The sequence below is a fragment of the Pseudomonas sp. GW821-FHT07F05 genome, assembly GCF_059418765.1.
Genome location: NZ_JBWKQL010000003.1, coordinates 391,615 through 414,024, shown reverse-complemented (window position 1 = coordinate 414,024; position 22,410 = coordinate 391,615). Strand labels below are relative to the sequence as shown.

At 61.7% G+C, this 22,410-nt stretch carries 19 protein-coding genes; 5 read left to right on the top strand and 14 right to left on the bottom strand.

The window, feature by feature from the left end; translation table 11 throughout:
- Nucleotides 1-1,149, bottom strand: a complete 1,149-nt coding sequence (locus AC07RO_RS09720; RefSeq protein ID WP_495085908.1) for a TDT family transporter — start codon at nt 1,147-1,149, stop codon at nt 1-3.
- Nucleotides 1,150-1,397: 248 nt separating this feature from the next.
- Between AC07RO_RS09720 and AC07RO_RS09715 the strand changes: the two genes are divergently transcribed.
- Nucleotides 1,398-4,871, top strand: coding sequence for a hybrid sensor histidine kinase/response regulator (locus tag AC07RO_RS09715; protein ID WP_495085907.1), 3,474 nt, complete (start codon nt 1,398-1,400; stop codon nt 4,869-4,871).
- 216 nt (nt 4,872-5,087) lie between these two features.
- Here the strand turns inward: AC07RO_RS09715 and AC07RO_RS09710 are convergent, their stop codons facing one another.
- The 5 genes from AC07RO_RS09710 to cysK all read right to left on the bottom strand — a co-directional run bounded on the left by AC07RO_RS09710 (nt 5,088) and on the right by cysK (nt 10,891).
- Nucleotides 5,088-5,942: a DMT family transporter gene (locus AC07RO_RS09710; protein WP_192170925.1), complete on the bottom strand. Its 855-nt coding sequence runs from the start codon at nt 5,940-5,942 to the stop codon at nt 5,088-5,090.
- 395 nt (nt 5,943-6,337) lie between these two features.
- A complete protein-coding gene (locus tag AC07RO_RS09705) occupies nt 6,338-7,687 on the bottom strand; it encodes an alginate export family protein (protein ID WP_495086034.1) in 1,350 nt (449 codons plus the stop codon).
- 63 nt (nt 7,688-7,750) lie between these two features.
- Nucleotides 7,751-8,662 (bottom strand): glyoxalase, encoded by a 912-nt coding sequence (locus AC07RO_RS09700; protein ID WP_407073208.1) that lies wholly within the window; start codon nt 8,660-8,662, stop codon nt 7,751-7,753.
- A 157-nt stretch (nt 8,663-8,819) separates the two neighbouring features.
- Nucleotides 8,820-9,758: an aspartyl/asparaginyl beta-hydroxylase domain-containing protein gene (locus AC07RO_RS09695; RefSeq protein WP_133773082.1), complete on the bottom strand. Its 939-nt coding sequence runs from the start codon at nt 9,756-9,758 to the stop codon at nt 8,820-8,822.
- A 158-nt stretch (nt 9,759-9,916) separates the two neighbouring features.
- Nucleotides 9,917-10,891: a cysteine synthase A gene (gene cysK / locus AC07RO_RS09690; protein WP_346625481.1), complete on the bottom strand. Its 975-nt coding sequence runs from the start codon at nt 10,889-10,891 to the stop codon at nt 9,917-9,919.
- A 126-nt stretch (nt 10,892-11,017) separates the two neighbouring features.
- Between cysK and AC07RO_RS09685 the strand changes: the two genes are divergently transcribed.
- Complete coding sequence (locus AC07RO_RS09685; RefSeq protein WP_495085906.1) at nt 11,018-12,091, top strand: DUF748 domain-containing protein; 1,074 nt, start codon at nt 11,018-11,020, stop codon at nt 12,089-12,091.
- An 83-nt stretch (nt 12,092-12,174) separates the two neighbouring features.
- Here the strand turns inward: AC07RO_RS09685 and AC07RO_RS09680 are convergent, their stop codons facing one another.
- Together AC07RO_RS09680 and AC07RO_RS09675 are read right to left on the bottom strand one after the other, a co-directional pair.
- Nucleotides 12,175-12,723, bottom strand: coding sequence for a DUF2442 domain-containing protein (locus AC07RO_RS09680; RefSeq protein WP_495085905.1), 549 nt, complete (start codon nt 12,721-12,723; stop codon nt 12,175-12,177).
- Complete coding sequence (locus tag AC07RO_RS09675) at nt 12,720-12,950, bottom strand: DUF4160 domain-containing protein (RefSeq protein ID WP_172611112.1); 231 nt, start codon at nt 12,948-12,950, stop codon at nt 12,720-12,722. The genes AC07RO_RS09680 and AC07RO_RS09675 overlap by 4 nt, the downstream gene beginning before the upstream one ends.
- Nucleotides 12,951-13,155: 205 nt before the next feature.
- On the opposite strand from AC07RO_RS09675, the gene AC07RO_RS09670 reads away from it, so the two are divergent.
- Nucleotides 13,156-14,001, top strand: a complete 846-nt coding sequence (locus tag AC07RO_RS09670) for an AAA family ATPase (protein ID WP_192170919.1) — start codon at nt 13,156-13,158, stop codon at nt 13,999-14,001.
- Between the two features lie 45 nt (nt 14,002-14,046).
- Nucleotides 14,047-15,225, top strand: a complete 1,179-nt coding sequence (locus tag AC07RO_RS09665) for a vWA domain-containing protein (protein ID WP_495085904.1) — start codon at nt 14,047-14,049, stop codon at nt 15,223-15,225.
- 329 nt (nt 15,226-15,554) lie between these two features.
- Here AC07RO_RS09665 and AC07RO_RS09660 read toward each other — a convergent pair whose 3' ends face one another.
- The 6 genes from AC07RO_RS09660 to AC07RO_RS09635 all read right to left on the bottom strand — a co-directional run bounded on the left by AC07RO_RS09660 (nt 15,555) and on the right by AC07RO_RS09635 (nt 20,166).
- Nucleotides 15,555-16,481, bottom strand: coding sequence for a 5-oxoprolinase subunit C family protein (locus AC07RO_RS09660; protein WP_495085903.1), 927 nt, complete (start codon nt 16,479-16,481; stop codon nt 15,555-15,557).
- Nucleotides 16,478-17,182, bottom strand: a complete 705-nt coding sequence (locus AC07RO_RS09655; RefSeq protein ID WP_346630218.1) for a 5-oxoprolinase subunit B family protein — start codon at nt 17,180-17,182, stop codon at nt 16,478-16,480. Before AC07RO_RS09655 ends, AC07RO_RS09660 begins: the two co-directional genes overlap by 4 nt.
- The gene (locus AC07RO_RS09650; protein ID WP_192170913.1) at nt 17,179-17,943 is read right to left on the bottom strand and encodes a 5-oxoprolinase subunit PxpA; all 765 of its coding nucleotides are present in this window, start codon (nt 17,941-17,943) and stop codon (nt 17,179-17,181) included. The genes AC07RO_RS09655 and AC07RO_RS09650 overlap by 4 nt, the downstream gene beginning before the upstream one ends.
- 344 nt (nt 17,944-18,287) lie before the next feature.
- A complete protein-coding gene (locus tag AC07RO_RS09645; RefSeq protein ID WP_192170912.1) occupies nt 18,288-18,812 on the bottom strand; it encodes a DUF2937 family protein in 525 nt (174 codons plus the stop codon).
- Nucleotides 18,813-18,825: 13 nt separating this feature from the next.
- Nucleotides 18,826-19,599 (bottom strand): class II glutamine amidotransferase, encoded by a 774-nt coding sequence (locus AC07RO_RS09640; protein ID WP_192170911.1) that lies wholly within the window; start codon nt 19,597-19,599, stop codon nt 18,826-18,828.
- Between the two features lie 51 nt (nt 19,600-19,650).
- On the bottom strand, nt 19,651-20,166 hold the full coding sequence (locus tag AC07RO_RS09635) for an MFS transporter (RefSeq protein WP_495085902.1): 516 nt from the start codon (nt 20,164-20,166) through the stop codon (nt 19,651-19,653).
- A gap of 151 nt (nt 20,167-20,317) precedes the next feature.
- Between AC07RO_RS09635 and AC07RO_RS09630 the strand changes: the two genes are divergently transcribed.
- Nucleotides 20,318-22,384: a S9 family peptidase gene (locus AC07RO_RS09630; protein WP_495085901.1), complete on the top strand. Its 2,067-nt coding sequence runs from the start codon at nt 20,318-20,320 to the stop codon at nt 22,382-22,384.
- The last annotated feature ends 26 nt before the right edge of the window (nt 22,385-22,410 follow it).

The window sequence follows — 22,410 nt, the reverse complement described above, 5'->3', positions numbered from 1 at the left end:
TTAGAGCGTACGTAAACCGGCGATGCAGGGCGAAACGAACAGCTCGCCTTTGTAGGCGCCGGTCACGGTGCGCTTCATGATCAACAGCCACAGGACACTCAGCGCGGCGACCAGCACGCTGCCGAGAACCGCAAAGAACATAAGATGAAGCACCGCGCCCAGCTTCAGGGTGGTCAGCGCGAACACCCCCAGCGGAAAGGTAAAACCCCACCAGCCCAGGTTGAACGGGATGCCATTGCGCAGGTAACGTGCGGTGATCAGCAGCGCCATCAGGCACCACCACACGCCGACACCCCACAAGATCACGCCGCCGATCAGGCCAAGACCCGAGGCGATTTCGCCGACGCCGGGCAAGCCGTTGGCGTTGAAGATCGGCGGCGAATCGGCGCCCAGCACAATTAAACCGAACGCGCCGGTGCTAATCGGCCCGAGGGCCAGCCAGCTCGACGCAGCCATGTTTTCGTGTGGCAATTTGTGCAGGGCCATGCGCAGCAACAGGATGGTCAGGATGCTGAACGCCACCGGCACCGACATCGCCCACAGCACGTAGCTGGTGATGAGCACGCTGAACTGGCTGTGGCTGTCGGCCAGATGCGGCGCCAGCAGCCCGCCGCTCACCGCCGCCACTTCGCAGGCCACCAGCGGCAGAAGCCAGACGGCGGTCATCTGATCGATACGGTGTTCCTGGCGGGTGAACATCAAAAACGGGATGACCACGCCGCAGGCCAGGGACATCGCCACGTCCAGCCACAACAACATCTCGGCCATCGGCAGCACGGCGTCGCCCCATCGCGGCAGGCCGAAAGTCAGCAGCCCGTTGATGAGCGTCGCCAGGCCCATGGGAATCGTGCCGAAAAACATCGACACCGTGGAATGCCCGAACACCCGCCGCGCCTCGTCGAAAAACATCACCCAGCGGGCGATATAGAGGGTGCTGAAGGTAAGGAACAGCACGATGTTGAGCATCCACAAGGCTTCGGCCAGCTTGAACAAGCCGGGGATGGCCAGCGGAAGCTGTGTCAGCACGGCCGACAGAATCCCGGTGCCCATGGTCGCGGCGAACCAGTTGGGGGTGAATTGGCGGATGACTTCCCGAGGGTGACTCAATTGGCTTAAGGGTCTTTGCGGGATGAACATGGCGTGGGTCATGGCGAGCTCCTGTCCTCGTGTGAGGTGGTCCCCATAGTAGGACGGCAGCTGATATCGACTAAGCGGGTAATTTCGCTATGCATCATAGATTTCCCCGATATGGACCGGGCATGGGATTCATCGCACTCCTGCGACACCGCGCCGCTCAGACCTTGGTCGTAACAGACGAACCCTACGCGGCGTGCGAGACTGTCCGGCCGGCGAGGGATCGCCACCGAAACCGCTAGCCGCTTGCCTCCGGAGTTCCCATGTCGCTGTCCAGCGGGCTGATCGCTGCCGTCGCCCTGGCCTATATGGCCATCATGTTCGCCATCGCCTTCTACGGTGACCGTCGCAGCACCCCACTGCCGCCGCGCCTGCGCGCTTGGGTGTACAGCCTGTCGCTGGCGGTTTACTGCACCAGCTGGACGTTTTTCGGCTCGGTCGGCCAGGCCGCCGAGCAATTGTGGTCGTTTTTGCCGATCTACCTCGGGCCGATTCTGCTGATGCTGCTGGCGCCTTGGGTGCTCCAGAAAATGGTGCTGATCAGCAAACAGGAAAACATCACTTCCATTGCCGACTTCATCGCCGCCCGCTACGGCAAGTCGCAGACCCTCGCCGTCGTGGTCGCGCTGATCTGCCTGATCGGCGTGCTGCCCTACATCGCGCTGCAACTCAAAGGCATCGTGCTGGGGGTGAACATTCTGATCGGTGCCGGCGCCGACGCCACGGGGACTCGCGCCCAGGACACTGCGCTGATCGTGTCGCTGGTGCTGGCGCTGTTCACCATCGTCTTCGGCACCCGCAACCTCGACGCCACCGAGCACCACCGCGGCATGGTCCTGGCGATTGCCTTCGAGTCGCTGGTGAAGCTGTTCGCCTTCATGGCCGTCGGCGCGTTCGTGACCTTCGGCCTGTACGACGGCGTGGACGACCTGTTCAACCAGGCCATGCTCGCACCGCGTCTGGAGGAGTACTGGAAAGAAACGGTCAACTGGCCATCGATGGTAGTGCAGACCGGCGTCGCCATGATGGCGATCATCTGCCTGCCCCGGCAGTTTCACGTCACCGTTGTGGAGAACATCGAGCCACAGGATTTGCGCCTGGCGAAATGGGTGTTCCCGGCGTACCTGTTGCTAGCAGCCGTGTTCGTGGTGCCGATTGCCCTGGCCGGGCAGATGCTGCTGCCCGCCTCGGTTCTGCCTGACTCGTTCGTGATCAGCGTGCCATTGGCCCACGCGCACCCGGCGCTGGCCATGCTGGCGTTCATCGGCGGGGCTTCGGCGGCCACCGGGATGGTCATCGTCGCCAGCGTTGCACTGTCGACCATGGTTTCCAACGACATGCTGCTGCCGTGGCTGCTGCGGCGCAAAACCGCCGAGCGCCCGTTCGAGGTGTTCCGCCACTGGATGCTCTCGGTGCGCCGGGTCAGCATCGTGGTCATTCTGTTGCTCGCCTACGTCAGCTACCGGCTGCTGGGCTCGACTGCCAGTCTGGCGACCATCGGCCAGATCGCCTTCGCCGCCATCACGCAGTTGATGCCGGCGATGATCGGCGCGCTGTACTGGAAGCCGGCCAATCGTCGCGGGGTGTTCGCCGGGCTTGCCGCCGGGGTGTTCATCTGGTTTTACACCCTGGTGCTGCCGATCATTGCCCACAGCATGGGCTGGTCGCTGAGCAGTTTTCCGCTGCTGGCGTGGCTGCACAGCAACCCGTTCAATCTGCCGATCAGCCCGCTGACCCAGGGCGTGGTGCTGTCGATGCTGGGCAACCTGGCGTTGTTTGTGTGGGTCTCGCTGCTGTCGCGAACGCGGGTGTCCGAACACTGGCAGGCGGGCCGTTTCATCGGCCAGGAATTGCAGGCTCGGCCCAACAATCGCTCGCTGCTGGCGGTGCAGATCGAAGACCTGCTCAAGCTCTCGGCGCGTTTCGTCGGCGAAGAGCGGGCGCAACAGAGCTTCATCCGCTTCGCCTACCGGCAGGGTAAAGGTTTCAACCCCAACCAGAACGCCAACGGCGAATGGATCGCCCACACCGAACGCTTGCTGGCAGGGGTGCTGGGCACGTCGTCGACGCGGGCGGTGGTCAAGGCGGCGATTGAAGGCCGCGACATGCAGCTCGAAGACGTGGTGCGCATCGCCGACGAAGCCTCCGAGGTGCTTCAGTTCAATCGCGCGCTGCTGCAAGGCGCCATCGAGAACATCACTCAGGGCATCAGCGTGGTGGATCAATCCCTGCGCCTGGTGGCCTGGAACGCGCGCTATCTGGAGCTGTTCAATTACCCGGAAGGCCTGATTAGCGTGGGGCGGCCCATCGCCGACATCATCCGTTACAACGCCGAGCGCGGTTTGCTCGGCCCCGGCGAGGCCGAAGTGCATGTCGCCCGGCGCCTGCACTGGATGCGTCAGGGCCGCGCGCATACGTCCGAGCGGTTGTTTCCCAATGGGCAGGTGATCGAGCTGATCGGCAACCCGATGCCCGGCGGCGGCTTCGTCATGAGCTTCACTGACATCACCGCGTTCCGCGAGGCCGAGCATGCGCTCAAGGGCGCCAACGAAAGCCTCGAACAACGCGTGGCTGAACGGACGCGGGAGCTGTCGCAGCTGAACACGGCGCTGAGCGAAGCCAAGGCCCATGCGGAAGCCGCCAATCAGTCGAAAACGCGCTTTCTCGCCGCCGTCAGCCACGACCTGATGCAGCCCATGAACGCGGCGCGTTTGTTCTCCGCTGCCCTGCTGCACAACGACGACAACGTGCCGGCGGAAGCGAAACAGCTGATCCAGCATCTGGACAGCTCGCTGCGTTCGGCCGAAGACCTGATCAGCGACCTGCTGGATATTTCGCGGCTGGAGAACGGCAAGTTCACGCCGACCATCACGCCGTTCGCACTGAACAATCTGTTTGAAACCCTCGGCGCCGAATTCAAGGCCCTCGCCCAGGAGCAGGGTCTGGATTTCCGAGTGCGCGGCAGCACGTTGCGCGTGGCCAGCGACGCCAAGCTACTGCGGCGGGTGCTGCAGAACTTCCTGACCAATGCGTTTCGTTACGCCAAGGGGCCTATTTTGCTGGGGGTGCGGCGCAGAAGCGGGCAGCTGAGCCTGGAAGTCTGGGACCGTGGGCCGGGTATTCCCGAGGACAAGCGGCAGGTGATTTTCGAGGAGTTCAAGCGGCTGGACAGCCATCAGACCCGCGCCGAAAAGGGCTTGGGTTTGGGGCTGGCGATTGCCGACGGCTTGTGCCGCGTGCTCGGTCATTCGCTGGAAGTGCGTTCATGGCCGGGCCAGGGCAGCGTGTTCAGCGTCACGGTGCCGCTGGCGCCTGCATCGCCGATACCGGCCATTGCGCCGAGCGAACCTTCGCGTGCTGCGCTCAACGGTACGCAAATCCTCTGCGTCGACAACGAAGACAGCATCCTGATTGGCATGAACAGCCTGCTCAGCCGCTGGGGGTGTCAGGTCTGGACGGCGCGCAATCGCGAGGAATGCCAGGCCCTGCTCAACAACGGCATTCGCCCGCACCTGGCGTTGGTGGATTACCACCTGGACCACGGTGAAATCGGCACCGAACTGATGGCCTGGCTGCGCACGCAACTGGGTGAGCCGGTCCCCGGTGTGGTCATCAGCGCCGACGGCCGCCCGGAGCTGATCGCCCAGGTACACGCCGCCGGCCTTGAGTATCTGGCCAAACCGGTGAAGCCCGCAGCGCTGCGGGCGTTGTTGAGTCGGCATGTGCGGTTGGGTTGAGGCTGGCCGGCATCGTCACGATGGGAACGATGATCCACTGTAGGAATGAGCTTGCTCGCGATCGGCTGCGAAGCAGTCGTGAAACCCGACACCCCGGTAATGCCTGACACACGGCACGCACCGGTTTGCTGCCGCTGCGCGCCAGATCGCGAGCAAGCTCACTCCTACAGTTTTCTTCCGCAGTGCTCGACGAATTCGCGGCGGGGGTGGACGGTTCTATTCAACCTTCCTGAACACAAACACCAACCCCACCACAATCAGCACCATCCCCAGCATGCTCATCAGCGCGAGGCGGTTGCCGTAGATCAGGTAGTCCATGATCGCGGTAACGCCGGGCACCAGGTAAAACAGGCTGGTAACGTTGACCAGATTGCCTTGGGCGATAAGCCGATAAAGCAGAAACGTCGCCAGCACCGACACCACCAGCCCCATGTACAGCACCGGCACGAAGAAGCCGATGCTGTGTTCGAAATGAAAGGGCTGAAATGGCACGAACACGGCACACACCAATGTCCCCGCGAGGTATTGCACCGGCAACGTGCCGAGGGGGTTGTCGGTGATGCGTTTCTGCATGATCGAGCCGCCGGTCATGCTCAACATGCCCAGTACGCCGAATGCCATGCCGGCCAGCGATCCGCCGTCGCCGATGCCTTGCCAGACCACCAGCACCAGACCCGCCAGCCCCAGACTCAGGCCGAACATGCGTGACGCCGAGCGGCTGCGTTCAACCAGCACGGCCGTGAGTATCGGTTGCACGCCCATGATCGTGGCCATGACGCCGGGCGCGACTTTCATGTCCAGCGCCAGCAGGTAGCAGATCTGATAAGCCCCCAGCAGCACCGCCCCTGTCATCAACGCAAAGCCCATCGACGCGCGGGTGGCGGGAAGCTTGTAACCCAAGGCCGGGATCAGGATCGCCAGCGCCACAAGCGCCAGCAGAAAACGGAACAGTAGAAATGCAAACGGTGAAGCGTGGGTCAGGCCCCACTTGGAAACGATCGCGCCGCTGCTCCAGAGCAGGACGAAAAGCGTCGTCGTGGCCATCGAGGCCAAGGCTTTATTAGCGAACATGAGTCACCTGTGATTCAGACAAAATCGGACCCGGCACGAACCGGATTCACGGATGTTTTGCGGGCGTTTGCAGGCTTCGGTCGACAGCGTTGACGCAGTCGCTCAGCCGAGCACAACGACGCCTGGCGGTGCAACGACGCACACGACAGGGCTGTTCACAGATGGGGGTGGCGGGTAACGCGTGATAAAGGCGATTTGCATGCAGCTGCACGGTTCCGCAACAGCGCGAGCCGTGGCGGATAAAGCGAACCGGGTGCGGGATGCAGGCATCGTGCTCATCTTCTGAAAGGAGTGACTCGTGTTGCCAAGTGTTACGGCACGACGCCGACTATAACCAGCCAGCGGTGCCTCGTGCAATGCCATAACGCGACGTCGTGAATTGCCCAGATGCAGCGCTACCAGGACAGCTTCAGCTCGACGCCGAGGTAATTGCTGTCGTGCCCGCCGGCATCGCGCACTGACTGGCCGACGTCGTAGTGCACCGCCTCGACCGCGCCGCTCAGATTAGGGGTGAACGCATAGTCCGTGCGCACCTGCCCGTAGGCGCCGGTCCAGCGACTGCCCTGCCCCGCGGTTCCGGCCACCGCGATGTTCGGTTGAACGTAGACAGCGTCTTCGGTGGTCTCCCGCCATTGCAGGCCGAGGGCCGTCTGAATGCTCAGCTTGGCGATCGGCTTGATGGTAATCGACGGTTTGACGTGCAGGATGTTGGCATAGCCGGTGTAGCCCCCCAGCGAAAAATAGTAGCCGTTGGGAAACAGCGGATTGAACGTGCCCAGCGTGCCGTCGCCGTTGTTTCGGTCGCCCGACGCGGCGTCCAGTTGCAGACCCAGACGCGGCGTCCAGCTGACGTCGGCGAAGGTGTAGCCCACGCGACTGCCCGCCGCCCAGGCGCGAATGCTTTTGGCGCCGACCGAACCGGTCTGCCCCATCGCCTCCAGGTCCCAGTCGTAGCCATCGGCCGCGCCGCCGAGCCGTGCGTCAAAGATATTCCGGTGCTCAGCGCCGCTGGCATCGAGGTAACTGGCGTCGTCGCGTTCATACAGCCCGACATAGGCCGACAGCTCGTTACTGCCGCCCACCAGCCGCTCGGCGCGCAGCATGTGAAAGCGAAATTCGTGGTTGGAACGATCGTCGAAGTGGCGCTCGTCCTGGTATTGCACCGGTCGGCTGGCGATCGCGATGAAGCGCCACAGCCCGGTCTCCCAGTCCGCCCACAACGCATCGAACGACTGGCGCACGTTCGGCCCGTCGCGAGACGAAATAAAGCGCTGTAAGTCGAAGGCGAAATCCTGCCGCCCCACCCGCGCCTTGAAGGTGTTGTCGCCCAGCTTCTTGGTGTATTCAAGGAACGCGAGGCGCAGGTCGGTGCGATTCTGGTCAGCGCCGCCAATGGTGGTTTTGTCGTAGGCGCGCACGTCTTCCAGCTGGGTAAACACGCGCCAGTTTTCATTGAAGTGCAGATCGGCGTGCACCTGAAAGCGCTGCAGCAGATACCGGTCCCGGGCGACATTTCGCGTACCGAACGCGCTGGCGTCGTTCATCTCGAAGCGCTCACGCAGGGTGCTGCCCAACGACAGGTACGTTTGCGGATTGTCCGAAGACAGCGGGATGTACTTGAGACTGTCCAGCGGCGCCGTCTGGAGGGTTGGATTGGCCAGCACCGCCCAATCCTCCTGCCAGCGATTGGTCTTGATCGCCGGCCTGGTTTCAGCCTCGTCAGCACGGGCCGGGCTGCTGGCCATGGGCAGCGCGATTGCCAGGCACAGACCACTCAAACCTGAAGTGAATCGAGCACTCGCCATCGGTCAACCGGCCGCAGCGGTCTGATGAATTTCAGCGACGTAGCCACCCGGAAACTCTACAACTGCCGCCGTACGTCCTGCGCTGGTAAAGGGCTCGACGATCACGTTCACCCCCGCCGCCTTCGCTTTGCTCAATGTGTCCTGCAGGTTGGCGACTTCATAGCCGGTGTTGTCGTGGCCGAACGGATACGGCAGATGGCCGTCGGTGGCCAGCACGACCATTTTGCCGAACGGCGACTCGATGCGAATGCGGTGGAAAGTGGCATCGGCGCGACCGATCTCGATGCCCGGCGCTTTCTTCTCGTCGCTGACAACTTTGCCGTGGGAGAACGCGATAAACGCTTTTACGAACGCGGCAGCCCGGTCGTTGGACACGTAGACGCGATTCTCGGGAATGGTCTGGAACGGTGCGTAACTCGGCACTTTGGTGTGCCAGTAAAGCTGCATGTTCACGCCACCCGGCCACTGCACGACGGCGTCGCGACCGATGGGGTCCGGGAAGTCCGAAACGATGACGTCGGCGCCGGCCTGACGCGCTTCTTTGATCGCCAGGTCCATGTCCTTGACCAGATAGCCGTTGCGCTCATCGCCAAATGGACGCGGGATCGGGGTCTTGAAACCGAACAGCGACACCGTGCCGACCGGCGTTTGAATCAACTGGGACGTCGTGCTGCTCGGTACAGGCAAGACATTGACCACCACCTGTGGCGTGCTCTGGCCGCCGAACGTCGCGGTGAAGCTCTGAACGAAGCGATCCACATCCGCAGGCGCGACGTAGACGTGGGTGGTGTCGTATTGAGGCGCAACGGCCACGGCGGCGGACTGGGCAAAGGCAACGGTCGGTGCAACCGCGGCCGCCATCGGACCGGCCAGGCCGAACAGCGTGGCGGAAAGCATCAGGAATCTGGCGCGCATGAACATCGTCTCCGGGCAAAAAGGGCAGAACGCAGGGTCCGCCGACTGGCCCCGGAGAGGATTGAATAGACGTGCTATTTGCCGGTTATGCCCTCGCGCGAGGCATAAAAAAAGCGCCGCTGCACAGGGTGCAACGGCGCTTGATAAAGCCGGGTTTTTAGCCGAACAGCCAGTAGCCCAGCAGCGTCAGCACGATCACTGCCAGCACCGGACGCAGGATGCGATAGGCCTTGGGGTTGGCGCGTTTGAACTGCTTGACCTTGCCACTGAAGCTGTTACTGAAGCGCTTGCTGAACGCATAGGCCTGATTGATCCCGCCAACGCGCTCATCATCGGTGTTCTGCGGCGCGGTGGCGCGACCGAGAAACGCGCTGACGCGGCGGTTGACCGCGGTCATGAAACGATTGCTCAGCGGCCGCTCGATGTCGCAGAACAGAATCACGCGGGTGACGTCGGTTTCGTTCTTGACCCAGTGCACGTAGGTTTCATCGAACATCACGTCGTCACCGTCGCGCCAGGCGTAGACCTGACCGTCGACAAAGATGCGGCAATCGTCGGAGTTCGGCGTCGACAGGCCCAAGTGATAACGCAAGGAGCCGGCAAACGGGTCGCGGTGCGGGTTCAAGTGACTGCCACCGGGCAACAAGGCGAACATCGCGCCTTTGACGTTGGGAATGCGGCTGACCAGTTCGACCGTCTTGGGGCACAGCGCCTCGGCGGACGGCAGCGGTTTGTCGTACCACTTCAGGTAAAAACGCTTCCAGCCTTTCTTGAAGAACGACCCGAAACCCGCGTCGTTGTCCTTCGCGGCGGCACGGATATAGCCTTCGTCGAACAGGTGCATGGCTTCATCGCGGATGGTTTCCCAGTTGTCGCGCAGCACATCGAGCTCGGGAAACTTGCTGCGGTCCAGATAAGGCTTGGACGGCACGCTGGAGAAGAGGTACATCAAGGCGTTATACGGGGCGAACAGTGCGGAGTGATTCACGAACTGGCGCAATACCGGCAAACGCGCCTTGCCGCGCAGATGCACGTACAGCGTGCTGCCGACAAACAGCAGCAGAATCGCCGCTTTGACAGCAAAAGAAAGGGTCATGAAACTCTCCTTGGAACAGGGCCGAACGGCGCGGCCCGAAGCTTACGCTGCTGAAACCGCCGCCGGATGACCTGGGACAATCTTCCGGCGGGTTTCGAATGGCGGCCATCATAAGCCTTAGTCCGCCGGGTAAAAAGCCGAAGCAGCCGCCAACACGACTATTGGGTCAGCTCACGTTCAGTAAACAGGTCGCTGAAGAGCATGCTCGACAGGTAGCGCTCGCCCGAATCCGGCAGCACCACCACGATCGTCTTGCCCTGCATTTCCGGCTTCTCGGCCATCCGCACCGCTGCGTGCATGGCGGCGCCACAGGAAATACCGCAGAGAATCCCCTCCTCCTGCATCAGGCGCAGGGCCATGGCCTTGGCTTCTTCGTCACTCACCAGTTCGACGCGGTCGACAATCGAGAGGTCGAGGTTTTTCGGGATGAAACCCGCGCCAATGCCCTGAATCTTGTGGGGGCTGGGTTTGATCTCTTCACCGGCCATCGCCTGGGTGATGATCGGCGAGCCCATGGGTTCGACAGCCACCGAGATAATCGGCTTGCCCATGGCGTGCTTGATGTAGCGCGAGACCCCGGTGATCGTGCCGCCGGTGCCGACGCCCGCAACCAGCACGTCGATGGCGCCGTCGGTGTCGTTCCAGATTTCCGGGCCGGTGGTTTTCTCGTGAATGGCCGGGTTGGCCGGGTTCTCGAACTGCGCCGGCATGAAGTACGTGGCGGGGTCACTGGCAAGCAACTCCTCGGCCTTGGCGATGGAGCCTTTCATGCCCAGCGCCGGCTCGGTCAGCACCAGTTCGGCGCCCAGGGCCTTGAGCACTTTGCGCCGCTCTATACTCATGGAGGCCGGCATGGTCAGTGTCAGCTTGTAGCCACGGGCTGCGGCAACAAAGGCCAGACCGATGCCGGTGTTGCCAGAGGTGGGTTCGACGATGGTCATGCCGGGTTTGAGTTTGCCGCTGCTTTCGGCGTCCCAGATCATGTTCGCGCCGATCCGGCACTTGACGGAGTACCCCGGATTACGCCCCTCGATCTTGGCCAGGATAGTGACCCCGCGCGGCGCGATTCGGTTGATCTGCACCAGTGGCGTGTTGCCGATGGAATGGGCGTTATCTGCGTAAATACGGCTCATGACCGGGTCCTTGTGCAGGTTTGGAAAAGCTCAAAGCCTATGCCTTGAGCCGGTGCAACGTCCAGTCGAAGCGAACCGATCACATCGCCAGCAGTCAACAAAACTACGTCACTGGAGGGTGGAGACATGAAACGTCGTTACAGCTGGCCGTTATGGACAATTGTTGGCTTAGTGGTGTTGCTGATCGCAGTCCACATCGCGCTGCCCTACGTGGTGCGCAATTACCTCAATGAAAAACTCGCCGACATGGGCGACTACCGCGGTCAGGTCACCGATGTGGACCTGGCCCTGTGGCGCGGGGCGTACCGCATCAATGGCCTGAAAATCGTCAAGGTCGACGGCAAGGTGCCCGTCCCGCTGCTGAATGCGCCGGTCATCGACCTCGCTGTCAGCTGGCACTCGCTGTGGTACGACCATGCCGTGGTCGCCGAGGTCGCATTTGTCAGTCCTGAACTCAACTTCGTCGACGGTGGCCCGGACAAGCGCCAGTCCCAGACCGGTGCGGGCACTGACTGGCGCGCTCAGCTGGACAAGCTGCTGCCGATCACCCTGAACGAGATGCGCATTCAGGACGGCAAGATCACCTTCAGCAATTTCAACTCGACGCCGAAGGTAAAAATCGATGCCGACAACATCAACGCCAGCATCTATAACCTGACCAACGTCGAAGACACGGCCGGCAAGCGCGATGCCCGTTTCGAGGGCAAGGCCATGCTGCTGGGCCACGCGCCACTGGAAAGCACCGCGACGTTCGACCCGTTCAGCCTGGAGGACTTTGACTTCAAGCTGCGCGCGACCGGTATTCAGCTCAAGCGCCTGAACGACTTCGCCTCTGCGTATGGCAAATTCGACTTCAACGCAGGCGACGGCGATGTGGTCATCGAAGCCCAGGCCACCGATGGCCAACTCAGTGGCTACATCAAACCGCTGCTGCGCAATGTGGATGTATTTGATTGGCAGCAGGACGTCGAGAACCAGAACAAAGGCTTCTTCCGATCGATCTGGGAAGCCGTGGTCGGCGGCAGCGAAACGGTGCTCAAGAACCAAGGGAAAAACCAGTTTGCCACCCGCGTCGAACTCAGCGGCAGTGTTCACAAACAGGACATCAATGCGTTCGAGGCGTTTTTGCAGATCCTGCGCAATGCGTTCATAAAGGCGTTCAACACGCGCTACGACAGCGGCAAAAGTGAGGCGAAGTAAGCCGGCCACTTCCTACGTAAATGGAGCCAGATCGCGAGCGTTGTGTCAGCGATGGATCATCGTTGACACAACGCCGTCCTGGCTCACTGGTCATCTTCACCGGTGCCTTTGTTGGCGACGCTCGCCTCGTCTACACCGCTTCCTGTGCCAACGCCATAGGCCGCACGCTTCTCGGCCAGCAACACGTCGTTCTCTGGCTGATTCTGCAATGCATCCCATCCCAGACACGCCAGCGCCAGGGTGCGCGGTGCCGCCTCGCTGCCGTTGGTGTAGCGGGTGATGCTGCGCGTGCTGACGCCCAGCGCTTCAGCCGCCATGGCCAGCGGCAAGCCGGTGCGCGCACGCCAGCCGATGAATATCCGCGTGTTCTCGTCGGTAGCGGCCTGCGCCTTGGCGTCCAGGTACAGGGTGTCGGCGCCGATCTGGATGTCGGGCTCGGACCACTCGACGGTCCAGCCGTCGTCGCCGATCTGCGCCTGCTTGAACACGTTCGGATCCTTGAGCGGTTGCAGCCCCGGAAATGCAGCGATGTCGCTGCTCAGGTCGAGAACGTATTTCACGTCGTTGATAAATGTCAGCGCCAATTTTTGGTGAGCCAGCGCCTCTACGGTCTTGAGGCGTGGACGTTTCATGGATGCCATCGTTTCCATTCCTCCAGCAGTTCTGTTTGGTGGGCCCTTACCCATTCGAGCGCCTCCCTGAGTACGGCGGCCGGGGCGTGGCCGAGCATGGGTTCAACCAACTGCAGACAGATCAACACATCCAGCCCGCCACCGGTGAGGTGCACGTGAGGCGGCAGGTGATCCTTTTCCCGCAGTTGAATCCTGTATTTGTCCCTGAATCTGTATTTAGTCGACATGCGCAGCAAGGTATCGCTATTTTGGCGATATCTCAACAGTCGTTACAATTTTTAGCCGGTCAGGTCGTGACGCCCCATTCAGATACTGAATAAAGCGTCTGCGTTCACAGTGGCGCGGGGTGCGCGGTATAGTCGCTGCATTCTTTGCCCCCTATCTTGCACGGTTTAGGCCACAGGTCTGTCCGCCTTGTTCGAGGATTTTCCGATGAAATTCGAAGGCACCCATGCCTACGTCGCCACCGACGATTTGAAGCTTGCCGTCAATGCCGCCATCACCCTGGAGCGCCCGCTGCTGGTCAAGGGCGAGCCCGGCACCGGCAAGACCATGCTCGCCGAGCAACTGGCCGAATCCTTTGGCGCGCGGCTGATCACCTGGCACATCAAATCGACCACCAAGGCGCACCAAGGCCTCTACGAGTACGACGCGGTCAGCCGCCTGCGCGACTCGCAACTGGGCGTCGACAAAGTCCACGACGTTCGTAATTACCTGAAGAAGGGCAAGCTCTGGGAAGCCTTTGAATCCGAAGAGCGGGTGATTCTGTTGATCGACGAGATCGACAAGGCGGACATCGAATTCCCCAACGACCTGCTGCAAGAACTCGACAAAATGGAGTTCTACGTTTACGAGATCGACGAGACGATCAAGGCCAAAAAGCGCCCGATCATCATCATTACGTCCAACAACGAAAAAGAGCTGCCGGACGCGTTTCTGCGCCGCTGCTTCTTTCACTACATCGCGTTTCCCGATCGCGCCACGCTGCAGAAGATCGTCGACGTGCATTACCCGAACATCAAGAAGGACCTGGTCAGCGAAGCACTGGACGTGTTCTTCGATGTGCGCAAAGTCCCGGGCCTGAAGAAAAAACCCTCGACCTCCGAACTGGTGGACTGGCTCAAATTACTGATGGCCGACAACATCGGCGAAGCGGTACTGCGCGAGCGCGACCCCACCAAAGCCATCCCGCCGCTGGCCGGCGCGCTGGTCAAGAACGAGCAGGACGTGCAGCTGTTAGAGCGTCTGGCGTTCATGAGCCGTCGCGGCAATCGCTGAGCCTTTTTGGTCAAGCTTATTTAGATCAAGCGCGGGACGCCGACTATGTTGCTCAACCTGTTCAACGAAATGCGCGCTGCCAAAGTGCCGGTTTCGTTGCGTGAACTGCTCGACCTCATCAACGCGCTGAAGCAGCGTGTGACGTTCGCTGACATGGACGAGTTCTATTACCTGTCGCGCACGATTCTGGTGAAGGACGAGCGCCATTTCGACAAGTTCGACCGGGCGTTCGGCGCGTACTTCAATGGCCTGGAAAAGCTCGACGATCACCTGCAGGAGTTGATCCCCGAAGACTGGCTGCGCAAGGAATTCGAGCGCTCGCTGACCGCTGAAGAGCGCGCGCAGATCCAGTCCCTGGGCGGCCTGGACAAGCTGATTGAAGAATTCAAGAAGCGTCTGGAAGAGCAAAAGGAGCGCCACGCCGGCGGCAATAAATGGATCGGCACCGGCGGCACCAGCCCGTTCGGCTCGGGCGGTTACAACCCCGAGGGAATTCGGGTGGGCGACGCCGGCCAGCGTCAGGGCAAGGCCGCGAAGGTCTGGGATCAGCGCGAGTACAAGAACCTTGATGATGGGGTTGAGTTGGGCACGCGCAATATTAAAGTGGCCCTGCGGCGCCTGCGCAAATTCGCACGCCAGGGTGCGGCAGACGAACTGGACATCGATGGCACGATCGACCACACCGCCCGCGACGCCGGCCTGCTGAACATCCAGATGCGCCCGGAACGCCGCAACACCATCAAGCTGTTGCTGCTGTTCGACATCGGCGGCTCGATGGACGCCCATGTGAAGATCTGCGAAGAACTGTTCTCGGCCTGCAAGACCGAGTTCAAGCACATGGAGTATTTCTACTTCCACAACTTCGTTTACGAATCGGTGTGGAAGAACAACCAGCGCCGCACCTCCGAGCGCACCGCCACTCAGGACCTGCTGCATAAATACGGCGCGGATTACAAAGTGATCTTCATCGGAGACGCCGCCATGGCGCCCTACGAAATCACCCAACCGGGCGGCAGCGTCGAGCACTGGAACGAAGAAGCAGGCTATGTCTGGATGCAGCGCTTCATGGCCAAATTCAAGAAGATCATCTGGATCAATCCCTACCCCAAAGACGCCTGGGCCTACACCACCTCCACCAACATTGTGCGGGACTTGATCGAAGACCAGATGTACCCGCTGACCCTGCGGGGGCTGGAGGAAGGGATGCGGTATTTGGCGAAGTGAGGTTTAGGACCTAGGAGATATCGACTGCGCTAATTTTCCTGTGTGTACGAGGTTGCTCGCGAGTGGGGACCGCCTGGGCGATCAACTTCGCCTGACCCAGCGCATTCGCCAGCAAGCTGACTCCCACAGGTTCAGTGCATGACGCCGATATTCCGGCAAACGCAGCTCCATTGTGGGAGCGAGCTTGCTCGCGAAGAGGCCAGTACATTCACTGAACCTTTAGCGACTGAAATGCCGCTTTCGTGAGCAAGGTGGAGCGCCACCCCGGTCACTCCCACACGGACGGTGTTTGCCGCATGATTGCGCGGCGCCTGGACAACTGAAACCTCCTAAAGAAGACCGCTGACAAGCTTCAAAAACCGCACCTGCTCCCGATGCGCTACCTCCTGCACCACCGCTTTCATCCGCACCACACTCCCCGGCAGTTGCTGCGCCAGCCGGGCCAGTGACAGCGGCGTCAGCGCGCCGAGCCTCGGATAACCACCGATGGTCTGGCGGTCGTTGAGCAGGACGATCGGCTGACCATCCGGCGGGACCTGAATCGCGCCCAGCGGAATGCCTTCGGAGATCATCGGTTTGCCCTGGTAAACCAGTTCCGGCCCGAGCAAGCGCATGCCCATGCGATCGGCACGGCTGTCGAGGGTCCAGTCGCTGTTGAACGCATCGAATAGACTCAGGCCGCTGAACTGGCCGATCTGCGCGCCCAGCACCACGTCCAGCGGACGCTGATCGGAAAAGTCGGGGATGAGGTGATCGGGAAGCGCGTGCAGCTCAAACGACGCCCCTGAATAAGTCAGTTGATCGCCTTCAGCCAGCGCTTTACCGCTTCCTTCGAGCCCGCCCAGCCCTTCGCGCGTGACGGTGGCGCAGCTGCCGAGCACATCGACTGCCGCAAATCCGCCGGGCGCGGCGAGATACGCGCGAGCACCCGTGATAGGCCGGGTAAAACGTAGTTGCTGACCTTTGCGAACGAAGAAGCTGCGCCACGGCGCAATCGGTCGTTCGTCGAGCACGGCGTTCAGATCCGCACCGGCCAGCGCCAGGCAGCAGTCGGATTCGGCCAGCAGCGTCAGACCGCCCAGGGTCACTTCGACAACGGCAGCGTCCAGCGGGTTATTCAACAGTGTGTTGGCCCACGACATCGACACCCAATCCAGCGCCCCGCCTTGGGTAACGCCGAGGTGTCTTACGCCAAAACGTCCCGTGTCCTGCAACAGGCACAGCGGCGTGCTGCTTTTTACCGTGAGCGCGCTCATGCCAGGCCCTCCAGCGGCGTGTCGTCGCCGCCCAGACGCATGAACTCGGCGTGATCAACAGCGGCAAACCGCACGGTATCGCCGGGCTGCATCAGGCTGTAACCGTCGATTTCGCGATCAAAGAGTTTGGCTGGGGTGCGCCCGAGGATGTTCCAGCCGCCGGGCGACTCCAGCGGATAGGCCGCAGTTTGCCGCTCGGCGATGCCGACGCTTCCCGCCGCCACGCGCTTGCGAGGTGTCTTGATGCGCGGCGCGGCGAGGACTTCTTCCACCAGCCCCATGAACGCGAACCCCGGTGCGAAGCCCAGCGCGAAGACTTGATACTCGCGCTGGCTGTGGCGGCGAATCACCTCGTCCACCGACAAACCGCTGCGCCCGGACAACAGGCTTAACTCGGGCCCGACGCTTAAGTCGTACCAGACCGGCAACACATGCTGCCGACCGCTTTGGGTGGAGTCGGGTGCAAGGTCGGTCAGCGCCTCGGTAATGATTGCCCGAGCCTGTGTCGGACTCAGCGCCAACAGATCGTAATGCACCATCAGCGTGGTGTAGGACGGCACCAGATCAATTAAATGCGCAGCGAAACCCTCACGCAGACGCAACGTCGCAGCGAGCATCCACGGCATGTTGGCCTCGTCGATGGCGTCGAACAGGCGGACCATCAGGCAATCGATGGCGACGACTTCGATGCGCAGCTTCACAGGGCAGACGGTCCGGCATCAGCGCTGTTCAACGCCTGACGAATGCGCTGGACCGCGTCGATGGAGCTGGCGTTGTCACCGTGCACGCACAGGGTGTGGGGCGTGAGTCGCAGCTCGCTGCCATCGCTGGCAATCAACGCTTCGCCTCGGGACAAGGTCATGGCCTGGGCGATGATGACCTCTGCATCGTGATGCACAGCTCCCGGCAGATTGCGGGAGACCAGACGCCCGACGCTGTCGTAGGCGCGATCGGCGAAGGCCTCGAACCAGAGCGTGACGCCGAATTCATCGGCAATGACCTGCGCTGACGAGTTGTCGCGCATGGCCAGCAGCATCAGCGGCAGTTCCGGGTTGTAACGGGCGATGGCTTCGATGACCGCGCGCAACTGCGTCGGGTTGGCCATCATGTCGTTGTACATCGCGCCGTGGGGTTTGACGTAGCTGACGTGACCGCCCTGGGCTCGGCAAACGCCGTCGAGTGCGCCGATCTGGTAATGCAGCAGGTCTTGAATCTCTTGCGCAGAACAGGCCATCGAGCGACGGCCGAAACCCACCAGATCCTGATAAGCCGGGTGCGCGCCAATGGTGACATTGTTGGCCAGGGCCAGCGCGACGGTTTTGCGCATGACGCTCGGATCACCGGCATGAAAGCCGCAGGCGATGTTGGCGCAATCGATGTAGGGCATGACCTCGGCGTCCAGACCCATGGTCCAGGCGCCGTAGCTTTCGCCGATATCACAATTCAATAACAGGCGGCTCAATGGCGTGACTCCTGTGCGAACGAAACGGGGAGAAGCTCCAGTGTACGCGCGGGGTTGTCAGGTTGGCAGCGCGGGAACACAGGGCTGTGCGTTGGGAGCATTCTTCGGCGCGGATGGCTCGAGCGTCCAACTAATTAAAGCGCGGGGGAAGGATAAGAAAAAGTGAACGGTGCGGGGGATCTTTGCTGACCGGGACGGCCCCTTCCTGGCTGAAGCCGGTCCCACTGGGTGCGCGGCGTGTCAGGAAGCCCCAATGGGCACGCGCGGTCTTTAGCGGGACCGGCTTTAGCCGGGAAGGCGTCAGCGAGACCACTGCCCAATCAAGCAAATGCCGGCAATGGGCCTCAGCGCCAGTCGCGACCCACCGGTCGCACGTGATGCCGACCCACAAACACCCAATCAATGAACACCACAATACTTTCAATGACCAGCGAGAACAGCAGCGCGCACATCAGGCCCCAGCCGATGACTTCCGGCGACAGCAGCACCTGCCAGGTGTAGCCATTCCAGGTCTCAGTGCGGATATTGGTATCGGCAGCGGTCAGCACATGCCAGGCGCGGGCATACCACGGGCCTTGCAGGGCCAGCCATTCGCGGTCGAGTGTCTGATTGCGGGTGAGCAGGTTGCTGATGTTGTCGGCGTCGGTGCGGAACACCGGGTCGTCGCTGCTGCGGTAATGCTGGATCAGCGCCTGGACGTCGCCATTGAAGAACCGCAGGGCGGTCTCGTTATAGCCGCGCAGGCTTTGCTGCGCTTCCAGCATGTGCGCTTCGACGCGCTTGCTGTAATCGCTGATGAAGCCTGGAATCTGCACGCCTATCAACAGGCCTGCCGTGAACAACACCAGTCGTATATAGCTGCGCAGCATAGATCCCTCTCTTTCAGGCCGAGCCTTCGGCAACGCATTCGCCGCGGCGCCAAAGACTCCAGTGACCCGGCTCGTAACGGTTCCAGGTCTCGTTTTCGGTGAGCGGCTCGGTGGCAATCACCGTCACCACATCGTTGGGCGTGGTTTCCGCCTGGAAATCGACGATGACGTCGACGTCTTTCAGACGCGCCGGCCCGAACGGGGCGCGGCGGGTGATGTGCACCAGCTTGGTCGAACAGTAGCAAAACAGCCAGTCGCCATCACTGAGCAGCGCATTGAACACGCCTTTGCTGCGGTATTCGTTGCAGGCTTCGACCAGGGTCGGCAGCAGTTGCTCGATCTCGACCGGCTCGGGGAACGCTTCGCGCACCCGGTTGAGCAGATCGCAGAACGCCGCTTCACTGTCGGTATCGCCCACCGGCCGATAGAACGTAGCGCCGGGATTGAAATCCGCGAGCTGGCCGTTATGGGCGAAACACCAGTTGCGCCCCCACAGTTCACGCACGAAAGGGTGGGTGTTGGACAGGCAGACCTTGCCGACGTTGGCCTGACGAATGTGGCCGATGACCACTTCGCTCTTGATCGGGTAACGCTGGACCAGCTGCGCGACTTCCGACTCGCTGCTCGCGGCAGGGTCCTGAAACAGGCGCAGGCCACGGCCTTCGTAGAAACCGATGCCCCAACCATCGCGGTGGGGACCGGTGCGACCACCGCGCTGCATCAGCCCGGTGAAGCTGAACACGATGTCCGTCGGTACGTTGGCACTCATGCCCAGAAGTTCACACATGCTCAGGCCTCGGTGCGTTGACGCACGCGTCCGGGAAGACGCCGGTCACGATCACAGCTTGGGTTCGACGCGATAACGGCCGCTCGGCCCCGGCGTTGACGCAGCCACTGGCGTTGAAGCGGGCGACTGGCTGGCGAAGCGCCCTGCCCCTTGATCGGCATAAGGCTCGTCGTGTTCCTTTTGTTCGGCGGCAGCCTGTGCAGCGGCGGCTTCGGCGTGGGCCATACGGGCTTTTTTCTTGCGCAGGAACGGCAAGCGGATCAAGGCGAAGATGAGGTAGAGCCCCAGGGCGATGGCGCCGTAGGTGGAGAGGTCGAGCACGGCGCGCCAGACGTTGTTGCCGACCTTCAGCGCCAGATCCAGCACGCTGATCGCCAGCGCGGGGGCGTATTGATCCTTGGACGGATCGACGATGGTCGGGCAGAACAACAGCACGGCGCCGATCACCCGCAAGGGTTCGCGCAGGTAGCGCCACATCCAGCCGGTCAGCTTGAACCACACCAACAGACAGCCCAACGCGGCGAACGCGTAAAGGCCCCAGGCAATCAGATAGTCGTTGTCGGTCATGACGTCCGTGGTAAGGCAGGTAAAGAGGCGCTTATGATAACGACTTTTCACCAGCCCGGCTTCCCCGGCTTCAGTTATCGGTCTGCCGCGTGTCCAGCACCGGGCAGCGCGACCGATCCCGTTCAGATGAGCCCACGTGAGAGAGCCCAGCATGCCTTCCGCCCCACACACTTCCAACGCCCCCGTCGCCCCCGTCGCCCGCAAGGCTGACGGCGCCGACCCGTACGCCTGGCTGCAAAACCGCGACACCGATGAAGTGCTCGATTACCTCAAGGCCGAGAACGCCTGGCAGGAACAGCAGCTCGCCGACCTGCAGCCGTTGCGCGAAACCCTGTTTCAGGAGATCAAGGGCCGCATCCTGGAAACCGACCTGTCACTGCCCTCCCCCTGGGGCCCGTATCTTTACTACACCCGCACCACCGAGGGCGACGAATACGCCCGTCACTACCGCTGCCCGCGTCCGGCCGATGACTCCCAGACCCTCGACGAAAGCGCTGAAGAGTTGCTGCTCGACCCCAACGAACTGGCCGGCGGTGGCTTCTTCTCCCTAGGCGCGTTCAGCATCAGCCCCGACCATCAACGCCTGGCCTACAGCCTCGACACCAGCGGCGAAGAGGTTTATCAGCTGTACGTCAAGGAGCTGAGCAGCGGCGTGGTCAGCAGTCTGCCGTTCGAAGACTGTGACGGCAGCATGACGTGGGCGAACGACAGCCAGACGCTGTTCTTCGGCGAGCTGGACGATACCCATCGTCCGCACAAGCTGTACCGCCATAAACTGGGCGAAGCATCCGCCGAGCCGGTGTTCACCGAGCCCGACGGGCGCTTCTTCCTGCATTGCTACCGCAGCAGCTCGGAGCGGCAGTTAATTGTGGGGCTGGACAGCAAAACCACCAGCGAGGCCTGGGTGCTGGACGCCGACACACCCCAGCAGAAGTTCGTGTGCATGGCGCCGCGCAGCGAGGGGCACGAATACTCAGTGGATCACGGCCTGATTGAGGGCAAGTGGAGCTGGGTCATCCGCAGCAATCAGGACGGCATCAACTTTGCGCTGTACCACGCACCGGAAAAACCCGACGGCGCACCTAAGCGGAGCGACTGGCAGAACCTGATTGCCCACAGCGAGACGGTCATGCTCGACGGCTTCAGCCTCAACGCCAAAGGCCTGACCTTGAGCCTGCGCGAAGGCGGCTTGCCAATCGTCGAAGTCCATCCCCAAGGTCTGCCGGCCTATCGCGTGCAACTGCCGGATGCGGCGTACAACCTGTATGTGCAGGACACCCTTGAGTTCGAGAGCGACAAGATTCGCCTGCGCTATCAATCACTGAATCGTCCGCCGCAGGTCTGGCAATTGTCGCTGGCCACCGGGGAGCAGGTCGTACTCAAGGAAACGCCCGTACTGGGTGTGTTCGACGCCGATGCCTACGTCAGCCAGCGGTTGTGGGCGACAGCCGCCGACGGTACGCAAGTGCCGATCAGCCTGGTGGTCAAACGCGAGCTGGCCGGTCAGACCGTTCCGCTGTATCTGTACGGCTATGGCGCATACGGCGAAAGCCTGGACCCGTGGTTTTCCCACGCGCGGCTGAGTTTGCTTGATCGCGGCATCGCTTTCGCCATCGCCCATGTGCGCGGCGGCGGTGAGCTGGGCGAGGCCTGGTACCGCAACGGCAAGCAGGAACACAAGCAGAACACCTTCAGCGACTTCATCGCCTGTGCCGAACATTTGATCGCGGAGAACATCACCACTGCCGAACAACTGGTGATCAGCGGTGGCAGTGCTGGCGGCCTGTTGATTGGCGCGGTGGTCAATCAGCGTCCGGAGCTGTTCAAGGCGGCCATTGCTGAAGTGCCGTTCGTCGATGTGCTCAACACCATGCTCGATCCCGATCTGCCGCTGACCGTCACCGAGTACGACGAATGGGGCAACCCGCAAGAGCCCGATGTTCACGCGCGGATCAAGGCCTACGCGCCTTATGAAAACGTCACGGCGCAGCAGTATCCGGCCATGCTGGTGATCGCGGGTTACAACGACAGCCGCGTGCAATATTGGGAAGCGGCCAAGTGGGTGGCGAAACTGCGTGATCTGAAAACCGACGACAACCTGCTGTTGCTCAAGACCGAACTGGGCGCGGGCCACGGCGGCATGAGCGGGCGTTATCAGGGATTGCGTGACGTAGCACTCGAATACGGCTTTATTCTGAAAGTGCTGAACCTGGCCTGACGAAATCTGCGCAGGCGGTGTGTCAC

Bases quoted from the DNA above. Each gene is read 5' to 3' on its own strand.
- AC07RO_RS09645 (WP_192170912.1), bottom strand. From the start codon at position 18,812: ATGCTGCGCAGCTATATACGACTGGTGTTGTTCACGGCAGGCCTGTTG.
- AC07RO_RS09705 (WP_495086034.1), bottom strand. From the start codon at position 7,687: ATGGCCAGCAGCCCGGCCCGTGCTGACGAGGCTGAAACCAGGCCGGCG.
- AC07RO_RS09675 (WP_172611112.1), bottom strand. From the start codon at position 12,950: ATGTCGACTAAATACAGATTCAGGGACAAATACAGGATTCAACTGCGG.
- AC07RO_RS09685 (WP_495085906.1), top strand. From the start codon at position 11,018: ATGAAACGTCGTTACAGCTGGCCGTTATGGACAATTGTTGGCTTAGTG.
- cysK (WP_346625481.1), bottom strand. From the start codon at position 10,891: ATGAGCCGTATTTACGCAGATAACGCCCATTCCATCGGCAACACGCCA.
- AC07RO_RS09720 (WP_495085908.1), bottom strand. From the start codon at position 1,149: ATGACCCACGCCATGTTCATCCCGCAAAGACCCTTAAGCCAATTGAGT.
- AC07RO_RS09715 (WP_495085907.1), top strand. From the start codon at position 1,398: ATGTCGCTGTCCAGCGGGCTGATCGCTGCCGTCGCCCTGGCCTATATG.
- AC07RO_RS09640 (WP_192170911.1), bottom strand. From the start codon at position 19,599: ATGTGTGAACTTCTGGGCATGAGTGCCAACGTACCGACGGACATCGTG.
- AC07RO_RS09710 (WP_192170925.1), bottom strand. From the start codon at position 5,942: ATGTTCGCTAATAAAGCCTTGGCCTCGATGGCCACGACGACGCTTTTC.
- AC07RO_RS09670 (WP_192170919.1), top strand. From the start codon at position 13,156: ATGAAATTCGAAGGCACCCATGCCTACGTCGCCACCGACGATTTGAAG.
- AC07RO_RS09695 (WP_133773082.1), bottom strand. From the start codon at position 9,758: ATGACCCTTTCTTTTGCTGTCAAAGCGGCGATTCTGCTGCTGTTTGTC.
- AC07RO_RS09680 (WP_495085905.1), bottom strand. From the start codon at position 12,723: ATGAAACGTCCACGCCTCAAGACCGTAGAGGCGCTGGCTCACCAAAAA.
- AC07RO_RS09700 (WP_407073208.1), bottom strand. From the start codon at position 8,662: ATGCGCGCCAGATTCCTGATGCTTTCCGCCACGCTGTTCGGCCTGGCC.
- AC07RO_RS09635 (WP_495085902.1), bottom strand. From the start codon at position 20,166: ATGACCGACAACGACTATCTGATTGCCTGGGGCCTTTACGCGTTCGCC.
- AC07RO_RS09630 (WP_495085901.1), top strand. From the start codon at position 20,318: ATGCCTTCCGCCCCACACACTTCCAACGCCCCCGTCGCCCCCGTCGCC.
- AC07RO_RS09665 (WP_495085904.1), top strand. From the start codon at position 14,047: ATGTTGCTCAACCTGTTCAACGAAATGCGCGCTGCCAAAGTGCCGGTT.
- AC07RO_RS09660 (WP_495085903.1), bottom strand. From the start codon at position 16,481: ATGAGCGCGCTCACGGTAAAAAGCAGCACGCCGCTGTGCCTGTTGCAG.